The organism is Streptomyces sp. NPDC048002 (assembly GCF_040653275.1).
Lineage (GTDB): Bacteria > Actinomycetota > Actinomycetes > Streptomycetales > Streptomycetaceae > Streptomyces.
In genome coordinates, this window is sequence record NZ_JBEZNL010000004.1 from 1 (window position 1) to 22,373 (window position 22,373).

Consider the following 22,373-nt stretch of genomic DNA (forward strand, 5'->3'; position numbering starts at 1 on the left):
CGTCGCGACGTCCGCTCCCGCGAGCGGCAGCGTCGGCACGGTCATCGCCTTCCTCAAGGCGCAGTTGGGCGACGCCTACGTCATGGGGGTCGCACCCGACTGGCCGCCGGATCCGCCGCTGCCGCCACCGCCGCCGATCGAGCGGGCGCCGGTCGCCAGCGCGCCGCCGGCCGCCGAGATCGCGGAGCCCGCCGGGTTGCCGCCGCCGAGCGCGGCGGTCGCCGGCACCACGAGCTTCAGCAGCGCGGGCAGCGAGACCGCGGACAGCAGCATCAGGCCGATACCGGCGATGCGTTCGTTGATGTCACCGCCCTGACCGCCCTGGCTGATCATGGCCGACCCGGAGTACAGCACGAGACCGGCCGCGGGTTTGTACAACAGCCAGGCGATCATCCAGCCGATGTGCTTGCGCCACCAGCCCGAGCCCCAGTCGGTCATCGAGGCCGCCGCGGCCAGCGGCAGGGTCCCCAGGAGCAGGATCATCACACCGAGCCGGATGTACATCAGGATGGTGTGGATGATCCCGGAGATCAGCAGCAGGAACGCGAGCACCAGCAGCAGGAACGACTGCACGCTGTCACCGCTCTTGCAGGCCCCGACGTTCTGCAACTGCGCCTGCGCACCCGCGTTGAAGAGGTACGTGGCGTAGTCGTCGGCGACGGCCGCGGCCGCCGTGACGATGGTGGTGGCGGCACCGGAGACCACGATGACCCGCAGGATGCCCTTCAGCGCGGTCACGCCCGCGGTGCCCCGCCGCTCCAGCGCCATCCGGACCGAGGCGAAGATCAGCGAGCCGACGGCGAGATAGATCACCAGCCACTGCGTCTGGCTGCCGACGTCCTTCGCCGTCGCCGTCCCCGTCAGCGTCGGCACTCCGGTGATCAGGGCCCCGAACACCGCGATCGCGCCCGCGAGGATCGTGTTCGCGACCAGCTCGATGACGGTCCCGATCGGATTGCCGAGAAAGTCGAAGAAGCCCTTGATCAGATCGATGACCGGATTCCCGGTCGGGCAGTTCATGTCAGTCCCCCCACAGGGTGTAGCCGCTGGTGTTGCCCTGGACGGCCGTCACCGGCGAGTGCAGGGAGCCGTCCCCGCCCGGTACGACCTTCCAGTCGCCGCCGCTCCAGCGGAGCGCGATGGTGGTCGCCGAGTAGCCCTGCGTGGTCCGCAGGAGCAGCTTCACGTTCGCCGTCGTGCGCCGGTACGACGTCACCGTGAATCCGGCGTACGAGGCGACGGCCGTGTCACCGGTCCGCTCGCCGCTGTCGATGTCCTGGACGGTCGAGCGCTGGAACACGAACATGTCGCGTCCCGCCCCGGCGACGACCTGTTGCTCCGTCACGTCCCGCCAGCCCGAACCGCTCATCTGGGACGGGATGACGTGCGCCGCCAGCACGGCCCCGAGGGGCGTGCGGGCGAAACACCAGTGCAGGTCGCCCGTCGTACGGACGGGCCCCGCCGAGGCGGAGAACGGCACCCGGGTGACGCCGAGCGTCCGCCAGCGGATGTCCTCCGGCGGGGCCTCGGGCAGCGCGTCGCCGCCGCTGTCGTCCGTACTGCAGCCCGAGGGGCGGCCGTCGCGCAGGGCGGTGTCGCCGGACAGGGGGCCGGACTCCGACGCGCGCACGGGGTCCGCCCCGGTGTCCCGGCCGGACGTCAGCGCGACGATCCCGCCCAGCACCAGCACGACGGCGAGGAACCCCGCCGACCACTGCCAACTGCGCTGCTTCCAGTACGGCTCCGGCTCCTCGGCCCACCGCCTGCTGCGTGAGAACATCTCGACCGCCCGTCGGCTCAGGCGAAGACGAAGCTGACCAGCGGACCGGCGGTGGCCACCAGGACACAGCCGCCGAGGACCATGCCGAGCCGGCTCATGTGCTCCGAACTCTCGCCGCGCTTCAGGGAGATGGCCATCATCGCGCCGGTGATCAGCACACCGGCGACACCGGCGGCGGTGCCCGCCCAGGCCGCTATGCCGAGGACCGTGTTGACCTTGTCCTGGAGGACACCCGGGGCGTCGCTCTCAGGCTGGGGCACACCGGCGGCGATGACGTTGGACGCTTCGAGGAGCAGTGAGGACATGCGGTTCTCCGGGAAGTAGGCGCCGTGCGGTTGCGGCGGCGCGAGAGCGGGACCGGCCGGACTGGAGGCCGGGGACTGCGGGAGGTTCAGGGGCCCAGGAGCGACAGGTCGCCGAGGAACGCCACGAGGGGACCGGCCGACGAGGCGACCAGGCAGCCGAGGGTCACGAAGAAGACCCCGCGGAAGTGCGCGCCGCCCTCGCCGGGTTCACCCCGGTTGAGCTGGATGGCCATGTTCATCCCGACGATCAGCAGGCCGGCCACTCCGGCGGCCGTGGCGCACCAGGCGAGGATGCCGAGGATCTCCCCGGCGCCCGCGGGCGGGTTGTAGGCGCCGACGTACACGGCCAGGAACCGGCTCACGACGCGGCCCCTTCCTTGCGGCCCGCCCCCGCCACCAGCTCGCCCAGTGTGGCGAGTTGGCGGGGCGGGGACTTCAGCGGGGTGCCCAGGCGCCAGGCCGGGATCCACGGGACGCGGTGCACATGGGCGACGGAGCGCAGCACCCGGATGCGCCGCAGCAGGCGCAGCGGCAGCCGGCCGGGAGCGTCGGCCACGAGGACCACGCAGAGCAGGTCGAGACCCTGCGGGGCGTTGCCCTCCCGCAGCGCGCCCAACGCCTGGGACACGGAGCGCAGTCCGCCCGCGCTGGTGCGCCCGACGAGCAGGATCCGGTGCGGCTCGCCGCGCGTCGGCTGGGGCCAGCGGACGCCGAGGTCCACTCCGCCGAGCGCCTCGGCCAGGGAGGTCGCCCCGGCCCCGCCGTGCGCCTGCACCCAGCCGATCTCGCCGCGCGAGCCCCCGCGGCCGGTCGCCCCGCGCCGGGGCTCGCCCCAGGAGGGCTCGGCGGCGACGGGCGCCGTACGGCGGGCCGCGGCGGCGGGCGGGGAGACACGGGCCGCCGGGGCCGCGGCCCGCACCGGAGGGGCGGGGGCCGGTGCCGTGGGCCCCGGTGCCGCGGAGGCGGACGCGGCGGGGGACGGTGCCGCGGGGGCCGGGGCGGTGGTGCCGGTCGGTGACACCGGGATCGTGGCGGTACCGGTCCGCGGTGCCGGGGCCGTGGCGGTGCCGGGAGCGGCGGCCGCGCGGCCGTTCGGCCCGGAGGGCGCGACCGGCGCCGCCGCCGGCGTACCGCCCTGGGACGACTGCCCGTCCGGCCGGGGGGACTTCGGTCCCCGTACCCATCCTGACGGGCCCGACGGCGTTGCCGAAGGTGTGCCCATGTGCGCTCCGCCCCCCTCTTCGATCGTGCTCGGACTGCTCTGACTCATCTGGTTTTCCGGCGGTTTGAACTTATTTGCTCCCGGGCCCGTTTCGATCTGCCGAGCCCGTCGGACAGCACAACGGGCCGTCCGGCCGCAGCGGTTCAAGGTGAGGGGAAGAAGGCGCAGATCATGGGTTCCGCATCGGGAGACAACGCGGAGGGCGGCACGTCGACAGCCGTCCGCAACACCATCCTCGCCGGTACCGGCTGCGGCTGCCTGCTGTCGCCGGTCGCCCTCGTCGGCACCGTGATCATCGTGATCGTCATCGGCGGCCTCGGGGTGCTCCTGGCGCCGCTCATCGCGCTGATCCTGCTCTTCGGCGGCGGGGGCAGCGACTCCGACAACCAGAGCACCGCCGACGAGGTCATCGCCTCGCTCCAGGGCGACGGATCCGGCGAACTCGACCCCGACACGGTCCCCGACGACCTCGTCGAACCCATCGAGGACGCGGGCGAGTTGTGCGGGGCGATCGGACCGGTCGTCATCGCGGCGCAGATCGAACGGGAGTCGGGCTTCGACGCCGCGCTGGTCGGACCCGACGGCGAGCAGGGCATCTCGCAGCTCCCGCCCGACATCTTCACGCAGTACGGCGAGGACGACGACGACAACGACAAGGTCTCCGCCCTGGACGCGGAGGACTCGATCATGGCCCAGGGCCGCTACATGTGCGATCTGGCCGAAGAGGCCCAGCAGATGGTCGACAACGGCGAGATCATCCAGGGCGAGACCACCAACAGTGTCCTCGATCTGGCGCTGGCCGCCTACCACGTCGGCATGGACGCCGTCCGCGCGGCCAAGGGCGTGCCCAACACCAACGAGGCCCAGGGCTACGTCCTCGCGGTGCGGGCCCAGTTCGCCAAGTACGAGGGCATCGCCGCCCCGCCGGACGGCGCCACGCCCGGTGTCACCCCCGATGCCTCCTGACCGCCCAAGACCGTCCCCTTCCCGTACAAGGAGAGCAGCCATGGCCCACTTCGAGGTGCACATCACCGAGGAGGACCGCGCCGAGATCGACGGACACCCCCTCGTCCCCGAACCGGGACAGTCCGTGCACGACGCCGTACTGGACCGCCTCCAGCAGTACGCGCAGGAGCGGGAAACCGCCGTGCGGGCAACGGTCAACGAGGGCTACGACGCGGCCTACTTCGTGCTCCAGGTGCACCCGGACGGTTCGAGCCGCGTCCTCGACCCCGACGAGGTGCAGAACGAGGTGCCGGACGCGGACCTTCCGGACCTGGCCGAGCCGGAGGCGCCGGCGGAGCCCGCGCCGCGCCCCGTGTCGGCCATCGCCACCGCCGTCTCCCGGGCCCGCGCCCGCGCGACGGGCCCCGCCCCGGCCCCCGCACGGGCCGACCTGCCCACCGAGCACGCGGAACGGATCGCCCGCATCAACGCCCTCGCCACGACGGGCCGGCTCGACGAGGCGTACGCCGAGGCCGGAGCGCTGCGCGAGAGCCTGACCGGCGCGCTGGGCGCCGACCACCCGGACGCCCTGGAGGCCCGGTCGATGGAGGCGTACCTCGCCCATCTGCGCGGCGACCACCGGGAGGCCACCGTGCTCGCCCTGGGCGTGGCGCGCATCCGGTGCGGGGCCGGGGACGGCCAGGCACCGGCCGAGGTGGCCCGCGCCGCGGCGGCCTGGCAGCGCATCGACGACGACCGGGCCGCCTTCGTGCACGGACGCGAACTGCTGCACATGTGGGGTCAGTTGAACCTCAGGGGACTGTTGCCGCCCGCCGACGCCGCACTCGTCGGACAGGTGCGCAGACACGTCGACGCCCTGGCGGAATACGCCTGAGTCACCTGGCCGACCCCTCACGTTCACCCCCGCTGACCTGCGCGTCCATCGCGTCGTACAACCGGCGTCAAACGAACGTGCAACGCACCTGGCGACACTCCGTGCCCAGCAGACCCCCGGACCGCACAAGTCCGCGACGGGGTCGGTCATTTCACGGAGCGGGGAGCATCCATGAACACGACGGTCATCGGCTCGGCGGGCGCGACGTCCCAGGAGGAACGGGCCCTGCGCGCCCTGTACGAGGAACACGGCCCGGCGATCTACGCGTACGTGCTGCGCCTGCTGAGCGGGGACACGCACCGGACGGAGGACATCGTCCAGGAGACCCTGCTGCGCTGCTGGACCAAGCAGAACCTGGTCGACGACGAGGGCATGGCGGTGCGGCCCTGGATGTTCCGGGTGGCCCGCAACCTCGTCATCGACGCGCAGCGCACCCGCGCGGCCCGACCGCAGGAGGTCAGCGGCGCCACCTGGGTCAGCGAACTCGGCACCGAGGCCGACGACATAGACCGCCTGCTGTCGTCCATCGTCGTCCAGGACGCCCTGACCGTCCTCACGCCCGCGCACCGCGAGGCGCTCCGCGCGACGATCTTCGCCGACCGGACCACCCAGCAGGCGGCGGAGGCCCTGGGTGTACCCCAGGGCACGGTGAAGTCCCGCGTCTACTACGCCCTGCGCTGCCTGAGGACCGCACTGGAGGAGCGCGGGGTGCGGTAGTACCCGCCCGCCTAGCGGTCCAGCCCGTCCAGGTCCCGCCGTACCTCGTCCGCCTCGGCGTGACCGCCCGACTCCAGCAGGACGAGCGCCGCCTCCCACGCCTCGCGCGCCGCCTCCGTGGCGCCCGCGGCGTGCTGGGACTCCGCGAGGTGACGCAGCGTGTCGGCCTCCAGATAGCTGCTGCCGAGCTGCCGGTACAGCTCCACCGCCCGCTCGAACCGGGCGACGGCCGCGCCGTACGCGCCGAGATGATGGTGGGCGTAGCCGACGCTGTCCTGCGCGGACGCCTCGCCGTTGAGGTCTCCGGCCTCCTGCTGGAGCGAGACGGCCTTCTCGCAGTGCTCCAGGGCCTGTTGGTGGTCCCCGAGCAGGATGTACGTCCAGCCGATCTCGTTCATGACACCGGCCTCGCCGCTGCGGTGGCCGAGGGAGCGGTACAGCGCGCCGGCGTGCGCGTAGTGGTCGAGCGAGGTGTCGTGGCGCTTCGAACGGTTGGCCTGGTAGGCCAGGGCACGCCGGGTACGGGCCTCGCCGAAGGCGTCGCCCTCCCGACGGAACAGCTCCAGCGCCCGCCCCAGGTGGCGCAGCGCCTCCTCCTCGTGATTGAACCGGGTGTGGCCGAAGCCCAGGCTGCGCAGGGCGTGCGCCTGGCCGACGGGATCACCGAGGGCCCGGGAGGCGCGCAGCGCGGCCCCGCTGATCTCCATCAGGTCGTGCCAGTAGCCGAGCCGGTCGAAGTGCAGATCCAGGGCGTAGGCGGTGCGCCACGCGTGGTCGTGACGGCCGTGCGCGGTCGCGTGCTCCACGACCGAGCGCAGCACGAGGCGTTCGGAGCGCAGCCATTCCATCGCCTGCTTGCTGTCGTTGAACCGCAGCGGCTCGCAGTCCGTTGTGCCCTCCGCCAGGGTGATGGTCTCCCGGAACGGGGCGAGCACGGCGGAGGCGTGGTGGGCGGTGTGCAGATAGTGGTCGTACATGCGCAGCGCCACCGCCTCGCGCTCGGCCGCGCCGTCCTCGTGGGTGACGAGTTCGTGGGCGTAGGCGCGCAGCAGGTCGTGGAAGACGTACCGGCCGGGCGCGTGCTGGATGAGCAGGCTCGCCCCGCACAGCTCCGCCAGCAGCCCGCGCACGCGACGCCGGTCCACCCCGGCCAGCGCGGCCGCCACGACGGCACTGATGTCCGGACCGGGGTGCACGGCCAGGCGCCGGAAGAGCGCGGCCGCCCCCGGCGACAGCGCCTGGTACGACCAGGAGAAGACGGCACGCGCGTCGGAGCCGATGTCCTGGCCCCGGGCGAACGCGTCGAGACCACCCTGGCCGGCCCGCAGTTCCTGGGCGATGTCGGCGAGCCGGAACCCGGGGTGGAGGGCGGCCCTGGCCGCCACGATGGCCAGCGCCAGCGGAAGCCCGGCGCACCGGCCCGAGATGGCGGCGACCGCCTCCGGTTCGGCGGCGACCCGGGCACCGCCCAGCCGCCGCACCAGCAGCTCCCTCGCCTCCCCCTCGCTGAGCAGGCCCAGCGCGAACGGCCGCGCCCCGTGCCGGGCCACCAGGCTGGTCAGCCTGCTGCGGCTGGTGACGATGACGAGACAGCCCGACGAGCCGGGCAGCAGCGGCCGGACCTGCTCGGTGTCGCGGGCGTTGTCCAGCACGATCAGCACCCGGCGGTCCGCCAGCAGCGTGCGGTACAGCGCGGTCTGCGCGTCGAGCCCCTCGGGCACGGCCTGCGGAGCCACCCCGAGCGCCACCAGGAAGGTCGAGACGGCCTCGCCGGGATCCGTCAGCGAGCCACTGGGGTCGTAGCCGCGGAGGTTGACGTAGAGCTGGCCGTCGGGGAAGCGGTCGGCGACCTGGTGGGCCCAGTGCACCGCGAGGGTCGTCTTGCCGACACCGGCCATCCCGTCGATGACGCCGATGGCGCAGGTGCCGGGAGCGGGCGGGACGGTGCTCCCGCCGCCGTCGGTCAGCAGCGCGGCGACTCCGTCGAGTTCGGCATCGCGACCGGTGAACGTCGCCAGATCCGGAGGGAGTTGTGAGGGGCGAACCTTCAGGGCCCGTTCGCGGTCGGGCGGCGCGGCGGTGTTCGGCCCCGGCCGCCGAGCGGTGTCGTCTGGGGTGCCGGCGGAGGGGTCCAGCAGACGGGAGTGCAGGGCGCGCAGCGACGGCCCCGGTTCCAGGCCCAGTTCCTCGACCAGGGTGTGTCGCGTCCGCGTGTAGACCTCCACGGCCTCGGCCCGCCGCCCGCACCGGTCCAGCGCGACGATCAGGAGTTCGCTGACGCTCTCCCGCAGCGGGTGCCCGTCACGCAGCGCTTGCAGCTCCGGCACCACCGCCTCGTGCCGGCCGACCTCCAGTTCCATCCTGATCCTGAACTCGACCGCGCCGAGCCGCCGTTCGGCCAGATCGGCACGCGCGGCCTCGGCGAACGGGCCGGGCACCCCCAGCAGGGCCGGGCTCGACCAGTCCGCCAGCGCGGCGCTCAACGCGCGCAGCGCGAGGTCCGCCTCGCCGGAGTCGCGGTGCCGTTCCGCGCGCGTCACCGCACGCGCGCACGCGTCGAGATCACTGGAGAGCAGGTCCGTGCGCAGCGCGTACCCGTCCCCGGCCGAGACCAGGACCCCAAACGGCTGCCCCTTCTCCCGCTCGGGTTCGAGGAGCTTGCGCAGCCGGGACGCGTACGTCCGCAGCATCGCGACCGCGCGGGCCGGCGGAACCGGCCAGACTCCGTCGACGAGATCGGCCGAAGTGACCGCGTTCCCCCGCCGCAGCAGCAACATCGCGAGCACCGCGCGCTGTTGCGGCGAGCCGAGCGCCAGCTCCCGGTCACCGCGCCAGGCCCGCAAGGGCCCGAGCAGGGCGAACCGGAGGGGCCGTGTTTCTGTTTCCTCCACGGTCGTGGACCGTAGCGGTCGCGATTCCGAACGTCAGCTCGAACCGCCATTTCCCGCCACAGCTCACAGCAGCCACCAGATCAGCACGGGGAGAAGCACGGCCAAGGTGATCAGCGCGATGATCACCTTGCGGCTGTCGTCCGGTGGCGACCGGTGCATCGCGCCGGTGGCTCGCCGTTCATGGCCCGCCACGGGTCCGGCCGCTTCCGAAGGCGCAGGCACGGAAGGAGCCGGCACGGAAGGCGTCTCGGTCCCTGGTCCTTCCCAGGGGCCGAGACGGGCCAGCTCCCGCCAGACCGCCGCCGGGAGGTCCGGTGGGGTGTCCGCGGGCTGGAACGCCACGTGCCTCCAGAACCGGCGCGCCTCGCCGCCCGGTTCGTTCCCGCACGCCCGGACCACGGTGAGCAGGCCGGCCTTGAGGTGGGGCTCCCGGACGTACGGCTGCACGGCCCAGCGGAACATGCGGACCGCTCCCGCGGTCCCGCCGTGCCTGGTGTTCCCGTCGGCGTCGAGTGCGGCACGCCAGGAACGGTGCAGATACAGACGTTGCCCGAGCAGGCTCGCGGCCAGGTGCACGGCCTCGGTGAGCGTCCGCCACCTGGTGCGTTTCTCCAGCGCGGTCAGGATCAGGACGGCGTGCTCGGGGCGGAGAGCCTGGTCGTCGAGAGCCCTGCAGAGGTCCCGGTCGGGCATCCTCACCAGAATGTCCGCGAACTGTGCCGTCGTGACGCGTGAGGACCGGCCGTCGGGCCTGCGCATCTCCTCCAGGACCCAGTCGGCATCCTCGTGCGCACGCTGCCGCTGCCGGTACCACAGGGGTGAGACCCACTTGCCCAGCCTGCGCAACGTCCTCAGCCGGACCGGCAGTTGGACGAGGTCCAGGGGAGGAGCCGCGGGCTCCGCCCGCGGACCGGACGTGCCCCGGGCAAGCGGCGGAGGCTTGGCGGGCGGCCCTGCCGGGGAATCGAGAGGCGAGGCGAGGTGAACCGACGTACGATCCGCCGGGCCCTGCGCGGGGGCCGACGGCGGGGGAGGCGTGCCGGAAGCCGAGCCGCTGGGGGTGACCGGGCTCTGTGCAGACCCGGTCAGCCGCCCCCCACGAGCCCCGTAGGGGAAACCCCCGTAAAAGTCGGACGCCCCGGAGAGCGCGCCCAGTTCATCCCCGTCGGCCCGCCCCGGGGCTGCGACCCCGTCCTCCTGCGCCCTTCGGTGGGGCTGTCCGGCCGCGGATCGTGGCACGGACGCCGACTGATCCGCCCCGGCTGCGGGCGAAGGGGGCGGTTCTCCACCGAGGGAGGCGGGCGGTGTGTTCTGCCGGTGAGCCGAGCCGGGCGCGGGCTGCGACGGGCCGTCGGCGGCCCGAGCGGTGCCGGAACCGGCCAGGTCGGCTCGGTCCGGGGGCGGATCGGCCGGGAGGAGCGGTTCGGTCCACCGCTCGGGCGACTGCTCCGGCGGAGGAGACGTCTCGGGGGCGAGTGCCTCGGCCTCGTACGCGGTCGGTGACGTCGCGCTACCCGCGCCCGGGGCCTCGTACGCGGTCGGTGACGTCGCGCTACCCGCGCCCGGGGCCTCGACGGCGGGAGCGTGGCCCCGCTCGAACTCCTGGACGTCGGCCGCCGTCGGCGGCAGATCCCCGTACGGCCCCGACCCGGTCTGCCCCACGGGCCGCGCCGCGGGTCCTGCGGACCGCGGGATGGGGCCGGGCCGCTCGACCGGCCGGTGGAGCGGCCCGAGGCCGACGGGCCGGGCCGGCGCACCGGGGGGACGAGCGAACGGCGGATCCTCCTGCAGCCGGCCGGCGGCCGGCCCCAACCCTCCGGGCACCGCGGCGCGAGGCCCGGACAGGTCGCCGTTCAGCGCACGGGTCAGCGTGTCCAACCGGTCCCGCAGGCTGCGCGTGGACGGCGTGGGACACGTCCTGAGCACCTCCTCCAGACGGTCGGGACACGCCGGGTCGGCCAGGAACAGCGTGACCAGGTGGGCCGCCACCGTACGGGCCTGGTCCCGCACGGCGTCGTCGAACGTGATCCGCTGCGCCGCCGCACCGCCCACGGCCGAGCGCGGCCACTCCGGCACGCACACCAGCCGCAGCCCCGCGTGCTCCTGCGTGTCCAGACTCGCGAACGTGAACACCTCGTCACCCAGCCACGGCCCGAGCATCGAGCACAGGCCCCAGATCAGCAGCGCCGCGCCCCCCTTCTCCTCCGGGCCGCCCAGGTCCCGGCGCCGGAACGTCAGGCGATGGTTCGGCGTCCTGAGCAGCTGCGCGACCGCCACTTCGAGCTGGGGCGCGATACGCGGAACGCGCTCGACGTACCGGGGCAGCGCCGCCCGGGTCTGCTCCCGGACAGCCTCGACGGGGAGGGAGTCGAGCCCTCCCGTGGCGTCGTCGGGAACGTTCGTCCATTTCCAGTGGGACCACGCGAGGCTGATCGCCTCAGCTCCCGTCAGCAACGCGGGGCCGCCGACCAGAGCGTGCGAGACGGTGCTCTCCCGGCCCCGGGCGTCGTGGACGGGGCGACGGTGGATGAGCACCGTCTCCCGTGTGCCGGGCACCAGGCACCGCACCAGGCCGGCGTGTCGGCTGCCCGAGCCCTCCACCCGCAACAGCGGGGCCAGTAGCGTCCTGAGCTCCTCGGCCCGCTGCGCGTCGCACGAGTACGCCGCGGCGGCGATTCCGGTCACGTACTGGTTCTGATTGCCCTCCCAGCGGAACAGCAGCTGGTCGAAGGGTTCCGCAGAGGTGTCCGCCACCGCCGATCAGCCCCCCGCCGCCGCGGAGGACTGCCGGGCGTCCCTCGTGAGCATGCCGCACATCGCGAGCACCGACACCAGCGGGCCCAGGACCCGTCGCGACCGCACCCCGTGCGGGAACCTGCTGTCCTGGGCGCTGCCCCCGGTCGCCGAGGCGAAGTGCAGCGTGCAGCGCAGGGCGCTGTCGAAGGGACGCAGCCAGCCCGGATCGGCGTGCCGACGCAGGAACGCGTAGACGTCCCGGCTCTCCTCCTGGAGCAGACGCGGGTCGAACGTCGCGTTCGCCCCGTCGTCGGTGAGCCAGCGGTCCACGGGCGGCTCGAAGCGCAGCAGGTCCGCCTTGCCCACCACCAGGGCGGAGGCCACCTGGAGATAGCCGCCGCTGTGCGGCAGCCGGTCCAGGACCGTCTCGAACGCCGGGTCGTTGCCCGTGACCGTGAGCCGGGCCTGTCGGCGCGGCTCGTCGAACTGCGGCATACGCAGGGCCAGCAGCGGGTCCACCACGAAGATCAGGGCGTCCACACCGAGCAGGAAACGCAACAGGCTGTCCGTGCGCAGCAGATCCTCCCCGCCGAGGTCGAAGAAGGCCACCGGCCGCACCTGGCCGTCCGCGCCCGTGAGCAGCAGCGCCTCGACGAACTCCGCGAACGACGTCTGCCCGGTGGCCTCCAACTGGCGGCCCTGCCGCAGCCGCGCCACGCGCTCGCGCACGAACTCGGCGTGGTCCGCGGGGTTCACCGACTGCCAGCTCACTCCGTAGGGCTTCAGGCCGTTGTCGATGACCTCGGCCACCATCTGGGTCAGCAGATGGCTCTTGCCGCTGCCCGACGCGCCGATCATCGCCACGGTCAGCGGCCGGCCGTTCGTCAGATAGGGCACCGGAATGAAGTGCGGATCGGACTTGCCGTCCCCCGCGCAGCTCTGGAAGGCGCCACGCAGGATGTCGGCCCGCCGCAGCGGATTGGTCAGTTCGGAGGGGTCCAGCCGTTCGTACTGGAGGGTCTCCGAACGCCGGAACAGCCGTGCCTCGTCGTAGCGCACGGTCTCCAGGCAGAAGGGACACAGGATCTGCCCCGCCTCCGGCGTTGTCGCCGTCTGTGTCATCACGGTCCTCACTGTCCCCTCGTGTCACGGCCGCCGGCCGGCCCGCCGAGCCAGGAGGGTCTCCAGGCGCGGGTCTCCCGGGGTGGCGCGGCCGTACGGGTGCCGCCCGCGGCGGGCGCCTCGACCCCGTGTCCGTACCCGTACGGGCCCAGACCCGCGTCCCGGCGCTTGCGTTCCATCACCCGGTCGTAGTCCTGTCGGTGCGGTTCCAGCGGATCGGGCCGCGCCTCGACCAGGGCGGCCGGGTCCGGCCCCGGCATCAGCAGGGCGAGCACCTCGGCGGGCGCGGGGCGGTCCTCGGCCAGCGGCGCGAAGGCGGCGCCCAGCGGACGTTCCAGCGACCGGTAGGCGGACAGGTCGCGGGGCGGCCCCTCCGGATCGCCCTGTTGTCCGGTCGCCAACTGGTAGACGATCTGCGCGACGCTCCACAGGGCGTCGCGCGGGTCGGCGCGGCCCACCCCGTGCCGCTGCTCGGGCGCGGCGTACGGCGGCACTCCGGCGGGGACGCGCCGCGACCCGATCCGGGCCACCGCGCCGAGGTCCCAGATCTGCGCCCGTTTGCCGTCCCACCGCACCGCCGCCGGGACCAGACCCCGGTGGACCAGCCCGAGGCCCTCCAACAGCCGCACGGCCAGCACCAGATCACGCTCGATGGTGCGCTGCTCGGTGGTGGTGATCCCGTGGCCCAGCTGGGCCGCGGCGTCCCCGCGCGGCGCCTGGTACAGCACGAACGGCTCCTCGCCGTCCATGTCGTACCCGACGAGCGAGGGGAACAGGCTCTGGTAGGGGCTGCCGTGGAACGCCCGGTGCAGGCCCAGCGCGGCACGGATCTCGGCCTCCAGCTTCCGGGTGCCCTCGTCGTCCCCGGAGTCGACGGCGCAACTGAGCCGCACCGCCCGGACGCTGCCGCCGAGCAGCACGTCGTGCGCCACGAGCGGGGGAGGCGTCGTCCTGCGCCGCTCCGGGCCCACGCGGGAGAGCACGGTCTGGCGGGTGCCCTGGGGGCTGATGAAGGTCAGCCGGACCGGTGCGCCGTCGAGCTCGTCGAGCCCCGGCTGTCCTGTGCTGTGGTGGGTCACCATGTGCCGTCGTCCTCCCGGCGCCGCGGCCCGCCGCCGGCGCCTTCCGTGTGAAGTGCGGGGCCGTCCGCGGGGTCGTCCCACGCGTCGGCGTACTGGCGGACGCTCCTGATGACCCCGTGCCGCAGCGGCAGCAGCCGGAGCGTGCCGCTGTAGCGTCCGGGAAAGGTGGCGAGCGTGGTGGGTCCCCGCTCCTCGTGCGACTCCCGGCCCGCCTCGCCGCGTGCCGTCGCCGTGTGCGGCGCGAACCTGATCTGCCGGACCAGGGACGGGTTCTTGCTGAGCAGCGCCGACTGCTCGGCGGTGACGAGTTCGACCGGCTCCAGGCCCTGCTCGTCGTCGGGGTCGTCCGCCGGACGGCGGGGAGCGATGCCCAGCAACGCCTCGGTGTCCTCGGCACGTTCGCCGCGCCGGGCGAAGGGCGGGGGCGCGATCACACCGTGCCGGTCGAGGTGCCGGCGCGCCGTCGTGAACATACGGCGCAGCCCCGAGTCCACCGACTCCGTCTGGGCGGCCGCGCCCTGACCGCGCTGCGTGCCGCCCCAGTGCGGCTCCAGCGCGGCGAGGACCGCCGCGCCGAGATCGCCGCGCAGGGTGTCCACCAGCGCGGGGCCGCCGTCCCCGGCCTCCCGGCCCAGCCAGCGCGGTCCGCTCAGCGGGTCGAGTTCCTCCCCGCCGCTCCAGCCCCCGTCGACCGGTCCGGGTACGTCGGCCAGGAGCGCGTCTTGCCAGCCGTCGTCCGGCTCGGGACGGGTCCGCGGCGCCCCCGCCTGCTCGGCGAAGTGCTCGGCGGTCTCGGCCGCCGCCCGCAGTGCCCCGGCGGTGGTACGGGCCAGGTCGGCCGTGTAGGTGCGGTGCTCGGCCGCCCACCAGCGCCGCCAGGCGCCGTCGGCGAGCAGCCGGTCCAACTCCCCGAGCAGCGCGGTGGCCTCCGGGGCACCGGTCTGCCGCCACCAGTCGTCGACCGCCTCGCGCCAGCGGCGCACCACCAGGAGCCAGGACAGGATGAGTCCGACGCCGAGGCCGACCGGCGGCACCCAGGCCGGCAGCGGCTGCGTACCGGCCAGCAGCACCCCGGCCGCGACTCCCGGCACCAGCGCGCAGAGCACGCCCAGCGCGGCGGGCAGCGGACTGCCGCCCAGGCCGCCGGGGCGGTGCAGTGCCGCGCGCAGGCAGCCCCCCACGGCGACCAGCGCCACCACCAGCGCGCCCAGGGTGCCGGGCCAAGGGGCGAGGGCGCCGAGCAGCCCGGCGCCGAAGGCCAGGGGCGCGGTGCGGGAGAGGGAGGCCCGGACCGTGAAGGGGCGGCGGGGCGAGACACCGTCCAGGCGCTCCGGCGGCACACGCTGTTCCGCCTCGGTCAGCACCTCCGCACCGGACGCCGGAGCGACCTCCTCCGACAGCGCCACCAGACCGGCCGACACGTCCCGCAGGGCGCTGCCGTTCTCCAGCAGGCTCTCGGCGCGGGCGCGCAGCGCGGCACGCAACTCCTCGCGGCTGCCGCCGTACTCGGGCAGGACCACCTCGGGCCCGGACGGACCGCCCTGCCGGTTTCCGACGGCGGTGTCCTGGGGGGTGTCGTGCTGGAGCGCCTCGATGACCAGCCCGCGATGGTGCAGCAGCGCCGCCGCGGTGTCCTCCACGGCCGTGGCCGCCCGGCGCCCCGGCCCGGCGTCCAGCAGCCCGCCGGGACCGCGCAGTCGCAGGTGCGCGGCGCGCAGGGCCTTGATCGCCTCGGCGCAGCGCCGGTGCGAGGCGTCGAGGCGGCCCCCGGGCAGACAGCGAGGCCGGTCGCTCTCCGCGCCGGGGCCGGTCAGCAGGGTCTCCACGGGTGCCGGAAGTTCCGGGCGCGCGGGCCCGGCCGGCGGATCGGCGGAGCCCGCCAGGCGCTGGAGCGCCTCGGCCCAGGCCCGCGCGCGGGCCGCCGGCGACAGGTCGTGCTCCAGGAAGCGGACCGCGGGCACGGCGACGGAGTCGTCGAGCCCGGACAGGGCCGCCAGCACCGTGTCGAACAGTCCGCCCAGCACATCGACGAGCACGGCGAGGGCGCCCGGGTCGTCGGCGGCCACCTCGGGATCACCGGCGATCCGGGCGGCCCGCAGATCCCCCGCCCACAGCAGTCCGCAGTCCCGGTTGCGCAGCGCGGCGGGCCGGGTGAGCCGCGGGCCGAACTCCGGGGACGGAACGTGCACCGGCTCCGGAGCCGCCACCGCCAGCGGATCCCAGGCGTCGGCCTGCCGAGGGATCTCGGGCTGCCGCGTCTCGGGCAGCGCGCCGACCGCCAGGGCGAGGACCGACGCCTTCCTGCCGTAGCCGATGGCCTGCTCGTACACGCCCTGGTGCGAGGCGAGGCCGTCCGGGGTGTCGATGAGCAGGAAGCGGTAGTGCCCGCTCGCGGGTTCCGGCCGGCCGGCGTCCCGCAACTGTCCGTTCACGGCGGTACGGAGCCCCTCGGGGCCGGAGAGCCCCGCCGTGCCCGCCCGCAGGTCGAGGACGATGAGCGGACCGGCGGGGGAGCCGTCCTCGGCGATGGTGTGCTCGGGCCGGTTCACTCCACGTCCTTCCAGGGGTCGCCGGTCTCGCCCGGGGTGTACGGGGTGCCGTCGGCCGGCCTGTCCCCGAGGTGTCCCGGAGCGCGCCACGGGGTGTCCGCTTCCTCTCCGGGCCAGCCGTCGGGTCCGCCTCCGTCCGTGCCGTAGGCCGGGGCGAAGGGTGGCAGCGGCAGGTCGGCCGGGTCCGTCCCGCCCGTGTCGCCGTTCACGCCGCCGGTGTGCGGGCGGGTGCCGTTGTCCCCGAGGTCCCAGGGGAAGGCGGCCCCGTTCGGGGCGCCGCGCGGCTCGGTGGGCTCGGCGCCCGACCAGTACTGCGTGGCCTGCGTCTCGTCAGCGGTGTCCCGCCGCGGTCCCCGGCTGCCGTTGGCGGCCGCTCCGTACGCGTGCTGTCCGGGCAGGGTCACCTCCGGCCCGCGCGGAGGCCGGCCGGCACCGCCCGCCGGGCCCGACGCCGGTGTTCCGGGACCCCGCTGCTCCGCCGCCTCCGCGTCCATGTCGAGCACCACCTCGCGCAGCGTGCGCAGGGTCGGGGCCAGCGCGTGCTTGTCGGAGAACGGCGTGTCCAGCGCGGCCGGAAGCAGTTCGGTCCAGAACTCCAGCAGCGAACTGGCCCATTCCGTGGAGGGGCCGGTGGAGCGGGCCATCCGCTCGTGGATGAAGTCCACCTGACGCTGCGCCAGGCTCTCGACCAGGTGCACGTAGAGCGGGTCGGGCGCGTCCCCGGAGGTGGTCATCGCTCCGTAGCCGCCCTCCATCAGCGCCTTGCAGTACGTCTCCACGATCTCGCCCTCGTCGAGCAGCGCGACCTGTTCGTAGGCGTGCAGCAGCCGCGCCCAGCCGGAGATGCCGTGCCGGGAGGAGTCCCCGAGCCGCAGTTCGATGCCGGGGAGGTTGGCGCCCTCGCCCACGTGCAGCCGGACGAGCACCTTGCGCGGGTTGTCCCAGTCGCCCTCGACGACCTCCACCTGGCCCTTCCACAGCGCGCACAGCAGCCGGTGCAGGATCTCCCTGCGGTCCTCCGGGGTACTGGCCAGCCACTCGCCGCCGTAACCGAGGCGCTGTCGCCAGTCCAGGTAGTCGGCGGCCTCCTCGACCTCCTTCGCCTTGGCCCAGCGCGACAGCACCTTGCGGACCTCGGGCACCTCGGTGAGGCTCATCTCCCGGCGGAACAGGACCACCGTGATGGAGTCCGTGTCGACCCCGTTGAACTCGACGGTGCCGCGCGGCAGCGAGAGGTTCTTGTGCAGGAACTCCTCCACGGTGTCCTTGGCCTGGGAGACGGGGTACACGACGAGCACCTTCAGCGGGCCGCCGCCCTCGGGCACGAACCCGTGCGGAATCAGCCCGGCGATCTTCGACCGGAAGTCCTCAAGGGCCCGCTTGCCGACCTCGTCGGCGGCGCTTCCGACCCCCGCGGCCGCCTCCAGCAGCATGCCCATCGACGGCAGCAGCGGACGTTCGTCGTGCCGGATGCCGCTCTCCGCGAAGAGTTCCTTGACCCGCTGCTCGATCGCCGCCTTCACCGGGGCGACGGCCCCTTCGGCGTTGCGGCGCCCCAGGACGCGGGCCGCCTGCCACTGGTCGCCCGCGACCATGGAGTGCACCAGGCCGGCCTCGTCGTCGGTGTCCCGCAGGTTCTCCCGCTTGGTCAGCCGTTCCCGCACGTCGTCGTAGAAGTCGGTGAGGCTGTTCTGCGGCGGCAGCAGGTAGGAGACACCGGTGCGGTCGTCGTACAGCTCCAGCAACTGCTCCTTGTACGAGCGGGGTTCCTCCTCCTTGTGCTTCTGGAAGGTCTCGACGAGCTGGGCGATCTCGGCGACGAGTGCCGCGGCCCGCGGACGCCACCGCTGCTCCTCCTTGCGCCACGCCTCGTGCCAGATCACCTTGGCCCGCATCGCGTACCACTGGTCCTGGGCCTCCAGGACCCGCACCACCTCGGGGTCGCCCCACTGGCGGCGGGTCAGCGGGCCGGCCAGACCGTCCTTGATCCGGGGCACGCCCGGGGGCTGCACGGCGCGCTCCCCCGCGGGTTCGCGGCTGCGGTTCTCCAGCATGCCCAGCACTCCGTTGCGGGTGACCGGGTCGGAGTCGCCGGGAACGCCTCTGACGATGCGTTCGACCTGGAAGGGGTCCATCGTGCGCAGCGCCCGCTCCAGCGCGGTCTGCGGGGAGAACTGTTCGGCGAGGACCGGCGCCCGGCGGGCCACCCGGCGGCGCAGGTCGTCGAGGAGCGCCTGCATGTCGCTGAGGCGGGTGCGCAGGGCCTTCTCGATGGCGGGGCCGCCGCGGGGCGGGGTGCGCGCGTCGGGCAGCGGCAGCGACTCCCGGTTCCACAGCTCCTCCAGGCCCGCGTCGGCGAACATCCGGCGCACGGTGCCCGCGTACTCGTGACTGGGCTGCGCGGAGGAGTCGGCCAGCCGGCCGACACCCTGGGCCAGCAGGCGTGCGGAGACCAGGTCGGCCAGGGGTTCCAGCGGCACGGTCATGGAGGCGACCAGCGCGGTGGACACCCCCCGGTGCCCGATGCCCGACTTGGCGCGGATACGGCGCTTGGCGTCGCTGTTGATGAAGCTGGAGGCGAAGGTCTGGTGCTCGTCGTCGCGGTGCGGTGTGTCGCCGAGTTCGGCCCCGATCAGCGACATGACCAGGGAGACCATGGACCGGCGCAGGTCGTCCGGCCGGATGCCCGCGGTCCTGCTGAAGAGGAAGGCGGTCGGCATGACTCCGGGGTCGAGGCGGACGGTCCGGTCGTTGGGGTAGTGGATCGTCGTGGTCGAGGCGTGGTCGGTGTCGCCGATGACGTCGTCGGCGGTCGGCACGTTCTGTTCGTCGACCAGCCGGAAGAGGTCCACCACGGCCCGCGCCGCGTTGAGTTCGGCGTCCCGGCCGCCGCCCTTGGCCGGCGGGAAGGCCGAGGGCATCACGACGAGCGGGTAGATGCGGACGCCGGAGAAGTTCTTCTCCTTGAAGGCCTGTCCGATGAAGTGCAGGTAGTCGAGGAAGATGCCGGTGCCGGTGCCGCCCGCCACCGAGAAGGCGACGAAGACGTCGCATCCGGTGATCGGACCGCCGCCCAGCCGGCTCAGCTCGCCCCCGGAGCGCCCGATGATGTCGATGGCCTGCTGCAACGGCCCCATGACGGGGGTCAGGTCGTCGCGCAGCAGGGTGCCGAAGAGGGCCGCGCGCCCGACCGTGGGCAGCGCGCCGGCGCCGTTGCGCAGCGGGGTGATCTTGGGTTCGGCGTTGCGCGGCGGCAGCCAGTCGTGGGTCTCGCGCGGCAGGGCCGCCCGCAGTTCCCGGGTGACGCTCGGGGAACTGTCGTACCCGGGCAGCAGGTCGTGGGTGGCGCGCGCCGTGCGCCGGTACGCCGCCTGGAGCGACGGTTCCACGCTCATGTGCGGCAGCCGGGCCAGTTCGGCCTCGCTGTAGTCGGCGTAGACGAACTGGAGGCATTCGGGCAGTTGGTAGCGCTGGGTGATACCGACGCGGTTGAGGGCGGTGCCGTCCGGCCCGCACAGCTGCGCCCGCAGCCGCCGTTCCAGTTCGGCGCCGACCAGCCCTCCGGTTCCGCCCAGGCCGACGAAGAGCATCGGCTGGTTGATTCTCATGGTGTGGCCTTCCGCCAGCCGGGCCGTCGCGGGCCCGGTCCGTGGTGGTCGACACCCGGCCGCCGGGCACCGGTGCGGTGCACCGTGCCGTGCGGCGGCCGGGGTCGTGGTGTCAGAGTTCGGGGTGCTGCGCCTCGGCCGCGTAGGGGGACCACAGCGCCTCCGGATCGGACGGCACGGTGTCGTCCTCGTCGACGGCCTTCAGTACGAGGTCGTCCTCGATGCGCAGCCCCTGCCCGGGAGCGAGGTTCTTCTCGACGTTCCCGTCCGGCATCCGCAGGTCGGCGCCACCGTCGGGGTTGCGGCGCATGCCCCAGGCACCGACGTCGGAGCGCTGGATACGGGGGCTGTCGCTCTCGGTGTCGACGATGTCGAACCGGTACCAGCCCTCCCGTCCCGCGGTGACCCTGTGACGGGCCAGTTCCCTGCCCCAGGCGTCCTCCAGGACCAGCGTGCCCCGCGGCCGCCGCGCCGCCCTGCGGCGCAGCCACAGGAAGGCGAGGACGACGCCGACGAGCGCCAGGAGAGCGAGAACGAGGGCGCCGAGGCGGCCCCACCGGTCGAGCGCGTCCGGCTCGCTCCGCACGGTCACGGTGTCCAGGAGCCGTCCGTCCAGCACGGTGCCCTTCTCGTCCGTGACGAGGATCTTCCCGCCGAGCGCGCTGCCCTCGTCGGTGACGGGGAAGCTCAACTGCCCCGCCTCGCCGACCGACAGGCGGACCGTCACGCGGTGGCCGGCGGTGCCGGCGGGCACGGTGACCCGCTGCGGCGTCAGACGCAGTCCGGCCCCCTTGGTGTCCGCGAAGGCGAGGGACACGGTGTGGGCGCGGGAGTCCCGGTTGTCGACGGTGAGGCGTGCCTCGTGGGTGTCGCCGGGGTGCAGCCGCGCCCCGCCGAGCGCGAGGACCGCTTCCAGACGCTGGTTGGGCGTGGAGACGGCGGCCGGCTGGGACCGCAGATCGGGCTCCAGGCCCACGGCCGACACCCGCGACTTGAAGGTGAGCGCTCCGGTCGCGCCGTCCGGTACGGAGACGGTGCCGGAGAAGCGTCCGTCACCGGCGGTCTCGTCGGCGCCGCGGCCGTCGTCGGTGAGCCCGATCGGCACGGGCTGTGCGATGCCCTGTCCGGTGAGGCTTCCGCTGACCTTGATGCCCTTCAGGTCCCGCTTGTCCAGCCGGGTCTCCTGCCGGGTGAGGATCGGCACGTAGACGTCGACCTCGCTCCCCGGTGCGGGGGAGTAGGCGCTCAGCGAGATCGTCGAGCGGACCGAGCCGTGCCAGAGCACGCTGATGGAGGCGGAGTGCTCGCGGTGGTCCTCGGGGGCGTCGAGCTTGACCGTCCAACGGCCCGCCAGGGGACGGGTGATGCGCAGCGACTCGGTGGCCCTGCCCTGTCCGGAGAACGTGTAGGTCGAGTCCTCGTCGCTGTCGGCGGGCTTGATCTCGCGGCCGTCGGGCGTGTAGTAGGACGCGGTGACGGCGGGGTCTCCCTTGGAGACGACGATGGTTCCCTCGGTGGCGAGCGGCGAGATACGGACCGTCAGGTCGCCGGGCGGCCGCCCTTCGTCGCCCTCCTCGTGGTAGAGGCAGCGGGCGGTGGCGAAGGTGCTCTGCAGCTCCGCGTCGAGGTTGTCCCCCTGTACGACCCGAGCCTGCGGGCGTGCTCCCGGGATGCTGGTGCAGCCGGCCTGGTATCCGGCGGCGGCCATCCTCCGCAGCGCGCCCTCGCTGGCGTCACCGAAGCCGAGGGGCCAGATCTGCACCTGGGCGTCGGCCGCGGCGGCGAGAACGTCGTCGAGGTCGGCCTGCGCGGCTTCCTCGGCGCTCTTGGGGTCGAGATCCTTGTACTTCAGGCTGTCGTCGACATCGAGGATGCCGTCGGTCAGCAGGAACAGCACGCGCGGGGTGCCGGCGGGGCGGGCACCGAGGTCGGCGACCGCCTGGCGCACCACTTCGATGAAGTCCGTCCCCGCGCCCTCGGTCTCCTCGCGCTGCCGCAGGCGCGCCGCGCACTCGGCGATCTTCTCCCGGCCGACCGTGTCGAGCGGCCGGGTGGGGCAGACCTTGTCGACGGCCGTCTGCCCGACCTTCTCGGCGCTGGCGAAGCCGAGCACCTCCATCGTCGAGTCGTTGGACGGCTCGCCCATGGCGATGGCGTTGACCGCCTCGCGCTCCCTGTCGATCTCCCCTTCCCTGAGGCTGCCCGACTGGTCGACGGCGACGACGTAGTCCACCGGTTTGTCGGCCGCGGTGCTGCCCGGTGCGGGCGCCGCCGGAGGTGCCGCCCCCACGGTTCCCGACATTTCCGCGGTGGCCAGGACCACCCCGACGAGAAGTGCGGCCAGGCGTCGGAGCGCCGGCCGGCTCATGGTCGTTCTCACTCTTGCTGTGCTCCCCACGGCCTCGAACCGAGGCCTCCCTCGTGAGCCGGGCCTTCCGGGTGGTCCTTCCGGAAAGGCCGCGTGTCCTGCCGGTACGCGCGGCCTCGGGCCGCTGTCCACAAGATGACGCCCTCTCCCCAG

General features: G+C 73.8%; 15 protein-coding genes and 1 pseudogene. 4 read left to right on the forward strand and 12 right to left on the reverse strand.

Translation table 11 applies throughout. The annotated features are described in order from the left end of the window. Positions 1-88, forward strand: a pseudogene (locus AB0E07_RS07555) (glycoside hydrolase); the annotation flags it as partial. On the opposite strand, the gene AB0E07_RS07560 reads toward AB0E07_RS07555, so the two are convergent. The 5 genes from AB0E07_RS07560 to AB0E07_RS07580 all read right to left on the reverse strand — a co-directional run bounded on the left by AB0E07_RS07560 (position 76) and on the right by AB0E07_RS07580 (position 3,106). After that, on the reverse strand, positions 76-1,020 hold the full coding sequence (locus AB0E07_RS07560; RefSeq protein ID WP_362247399.1) for a hypothetical protein: 945 nt from the start codon (positions 1,018-1,020) through the stop codon (positions 76-78). The pseudogene AB0E07_RS07555 and the gene AB0E07_RS07560 overlap by 13 nt on opposite strands. Position 1,021: 1 nt before the next feature. After that, complete coding sequence (locus AB0E07_RS07565) at positions 1,022-1,780, reverse strand: hypothetical protein (RefSeq protein WP_362247400.1); 759 nt, start codon at positions 1,778-1,780, stop codon at positions 1,022-1,024. 17 nt (positions 1,781-1,797) lie between these two features. Beyond that, entirely contained in the window at positions 1,798-2,085 is a 288-nt protein-coding gene (locus AB0E07_RS07570; RefSeq protein WP_362247401.1) for a hypothetical protein, read from the reverse strand. Positions 2,086-2,171: 86 nt separating this feature from the next. Then, entirely contained in the window at positions 2,172-2,447 is a 276-nt protein-coding gene (locus AB0E07_RS07575; RefSeq protein ID WP_362247402.1) for a hypothetical protein, read from the reverse strand. Continuing rightward, positions 2,444-3,106, reverse strand: coding sequence for a hypothetical protein (locus tag AB0E07_RS07580; RefSeq protein ID WP_362247403.1), 663 nt, complete (start codon positions 3,104-3,106; stop codon positions 2,444-2,446). Before AB0E07_RS07580 ends, AB0E07_RS07575 begins: the two co-directional genes overlap by 4 nt. A gap of 372 nt (positions 3,107-3,478) precedes the next feature. Here AB0E07_RS07580 and AB0E07_RS07585 point away from each other — a divergent pair, with 372 nt between their 5' ends. The 3 genes from AB0E07_RS07585 to AB0E07_RS07595 all read left to right on the forward strand — a co-directional run bounded on the left by AB0E07_RS07585 (position 3,479) and on the right by AB0E07_RS07595 (position 5,864). Then, on the forward strand, positions 3,479-4,273 hold the full coding sequence (locus AB0E07_RS07585; RefSeq protein WP_362247404.1) for a lytic transglycosylase domain-containing protein: 795 nt from the start codon (positions 3,479-3,481) through the stop codon (positions 4,271-4,273). Between the two features lie 40 nt (positions 4,274-4,313). Beyond that, positions 4,314-5,147, forward strand: coding sequence for a hypothetical protein (locus AB0E07_RS07590; protein ID WP_362247405.1), 834 nt, complete (start codon positions 4,314-4,316; stop codon positions 5,145-5,147). Between the two features lie 171 nt (positions 5,148-5,318). Further along, complete coding sequence (locus AB0E07_RS07595; protein ID WP_362247406.1) at positions 5,319-5,864, forward strand: sigma-70 family RNA polymerase sigma factor; 546 nt, start codon at positions 5,319-5,321, stop codon at positions 5,862-5,864. An 11-nt stretch (positions 5,865-5,875) separates the two neighbouring features. Here the strand turns inward: AB0E07_RS07595 and AB0E07_RS07600 are convergent, their stop codons facing one another. From AB0E07_RS07600 to AB0E07_RS07630, 7 genes are all read right to left on the reverse strand, one after another. Next, positions 5,876-8,755, reverse strand: coding sequence for a BTAD domain-containing putative transcriptional regulator (locus AB0E07_RS07600; protein WP_362247407.1), 2,880 nt, complete (start codon positions 8,753-8,755; stop codon positions 5,876-5,878). Between the two features lie 63 nt (positions 8,756-8,818). Beyond that, positions 8,819-11,509 carry a hypothetical protein gene (locus AB0E07_RS07605; protein ID WP_362247408.1) on the reverse strand — a complete coding sequence of 897 codons (2,691 nt, stop codon included), beginning with the start codon at positions 11,507-11,509 and terminating at the stop codon, positions 8,819-8,821. Positions 11,510-11,515: 6 nt separating this feature from the next. Then, positions 11,516-12,616 (reverse strand): hypothetical protein, encoded by a 1,101-nt coding sequence (locus tag AB0E07_RS07610; RefSeq protein WP_362247409.1) that lies wholly within the window; start codon positions 12,614-12,616, stop codon positions 11,516-11,518. 5 nt (positions 12,617-12,621) lie between these two features. Further along, entirely contained in the window at positions 12,622-13,695 is a 1,074-nt protein-coding gene (locus AB0E07_RS07615) for a hypothetical protein (protein ID WP_362247410.1), read from the reverse strand. Then, positions 13,689-16,244 (reverse strand): hypothetical protein, encoded by a 2,556-nt coding sequence (locus AB0E07_RS07620; protein ID WP_362247411.1) that lies wholly within the window; start codon positions 16,242-16,244, stop codon positions 13,689-13,691. The genes AB0E07_RS07615 and AB0E07_RS07620 overlap by 7 nt, the downstream gene beginning before the upstream one ends. After that, a complete protein-coding gene (locus AB0E07_RS07625) occupies positions 16,241-19,852 on the reverse strand; it encodes a tubulin-like doman-containing protein (protein ID WP_362247412.1) in 3,612 nt (1,203 codons plus the stop codon). Before AB0E07_RS07625 ends, AB0E07_RS07620 begins: the two co-directional genes overlap by 4 nt. 112 nt (positions 19,853-19,964) lie before the next feature. Beyond that, positions 19,965-22,220 carry a vWA domain-containing protein gene (locus AB0E07_RS07630; protein WP_362247413.1) on the reverse strand — a complete coding sequence of 752 codons (2,256 nt, stop codon included), beginning with the start codon at positions 22,218-22,220 and terminating at the stop codon, positions 19,965-19,967. Positions 22,221-22,373 lie beyond the last annotated feature (153 nt).

Bases quoted from the DNA above. Each gene is read 5' to 3' on its own strand.
- AB0E07_RS07560 (WP_362247399.1), bottom strand. From the start codon at position 1,020: ATGAACTGCCCGACCGGGAATCCGGTCATCGATCTGATCAAGGGCTTC.
- AB0E07_RS07570 (WP_362247401.1), bottom strand. From the start codon at position 2,085: ATGTCCTCACTGCTCCTCGAAGCGTCCAACGTCATCGCCGCCGGTGTG.
- AB0E07_RS07615 (WP_362247410.1), bottom strand. From the start codon at position 13,695: ATGGTGACCCACCACAGCACAGGACAGCCGGGGCTCGACGAGCTCGAC.
- AB0E07_RS07590 (WP_362247405.1), top strand. From the start codon at position 4,314: ATGGCCCACTTCGAGGTGCACATCACCGAGGAGGACCGCGCCGAGATC.
- AB0E07_RS07595 (WP_362247406.1), top strand. From the start codon at position 5,319: ATGAACACGACGGTCATCGGCTCGGCGGGCGCGACGTCCCAGGAGGAA.
- AB0E07_RS07630 (WP_362247413.1), bottom strand. From the start codon at position 22,220: ATGAGCCGGCCGGCGCTCCGACGCCTGGCCGCACTTCTCGTCGGGGTG.
- AB0E07_RS07625 (WP_362247412.1), bottom strand. From the start codon at position 19,852: ATGAGAATCAACCAGCCGATGCTCTTCGTCGGCCTGGGCGGAACCGGA.
- AB0E07_RS07585 (WP_362247404.1), top strand. From the start codon at position 3,479: ATGGGTTCCGCATCGGGAGACAACGCGGAGGGCGGCACGTCGACAGCC.
- AB0E07_RS07565 (WP_362247400.1), bottom strand. From the start codon at position 1,780: ATGTTCTCACGCAGCAGGCGGTGGGCCGAGGAGCCGGAGCCGTACTGG.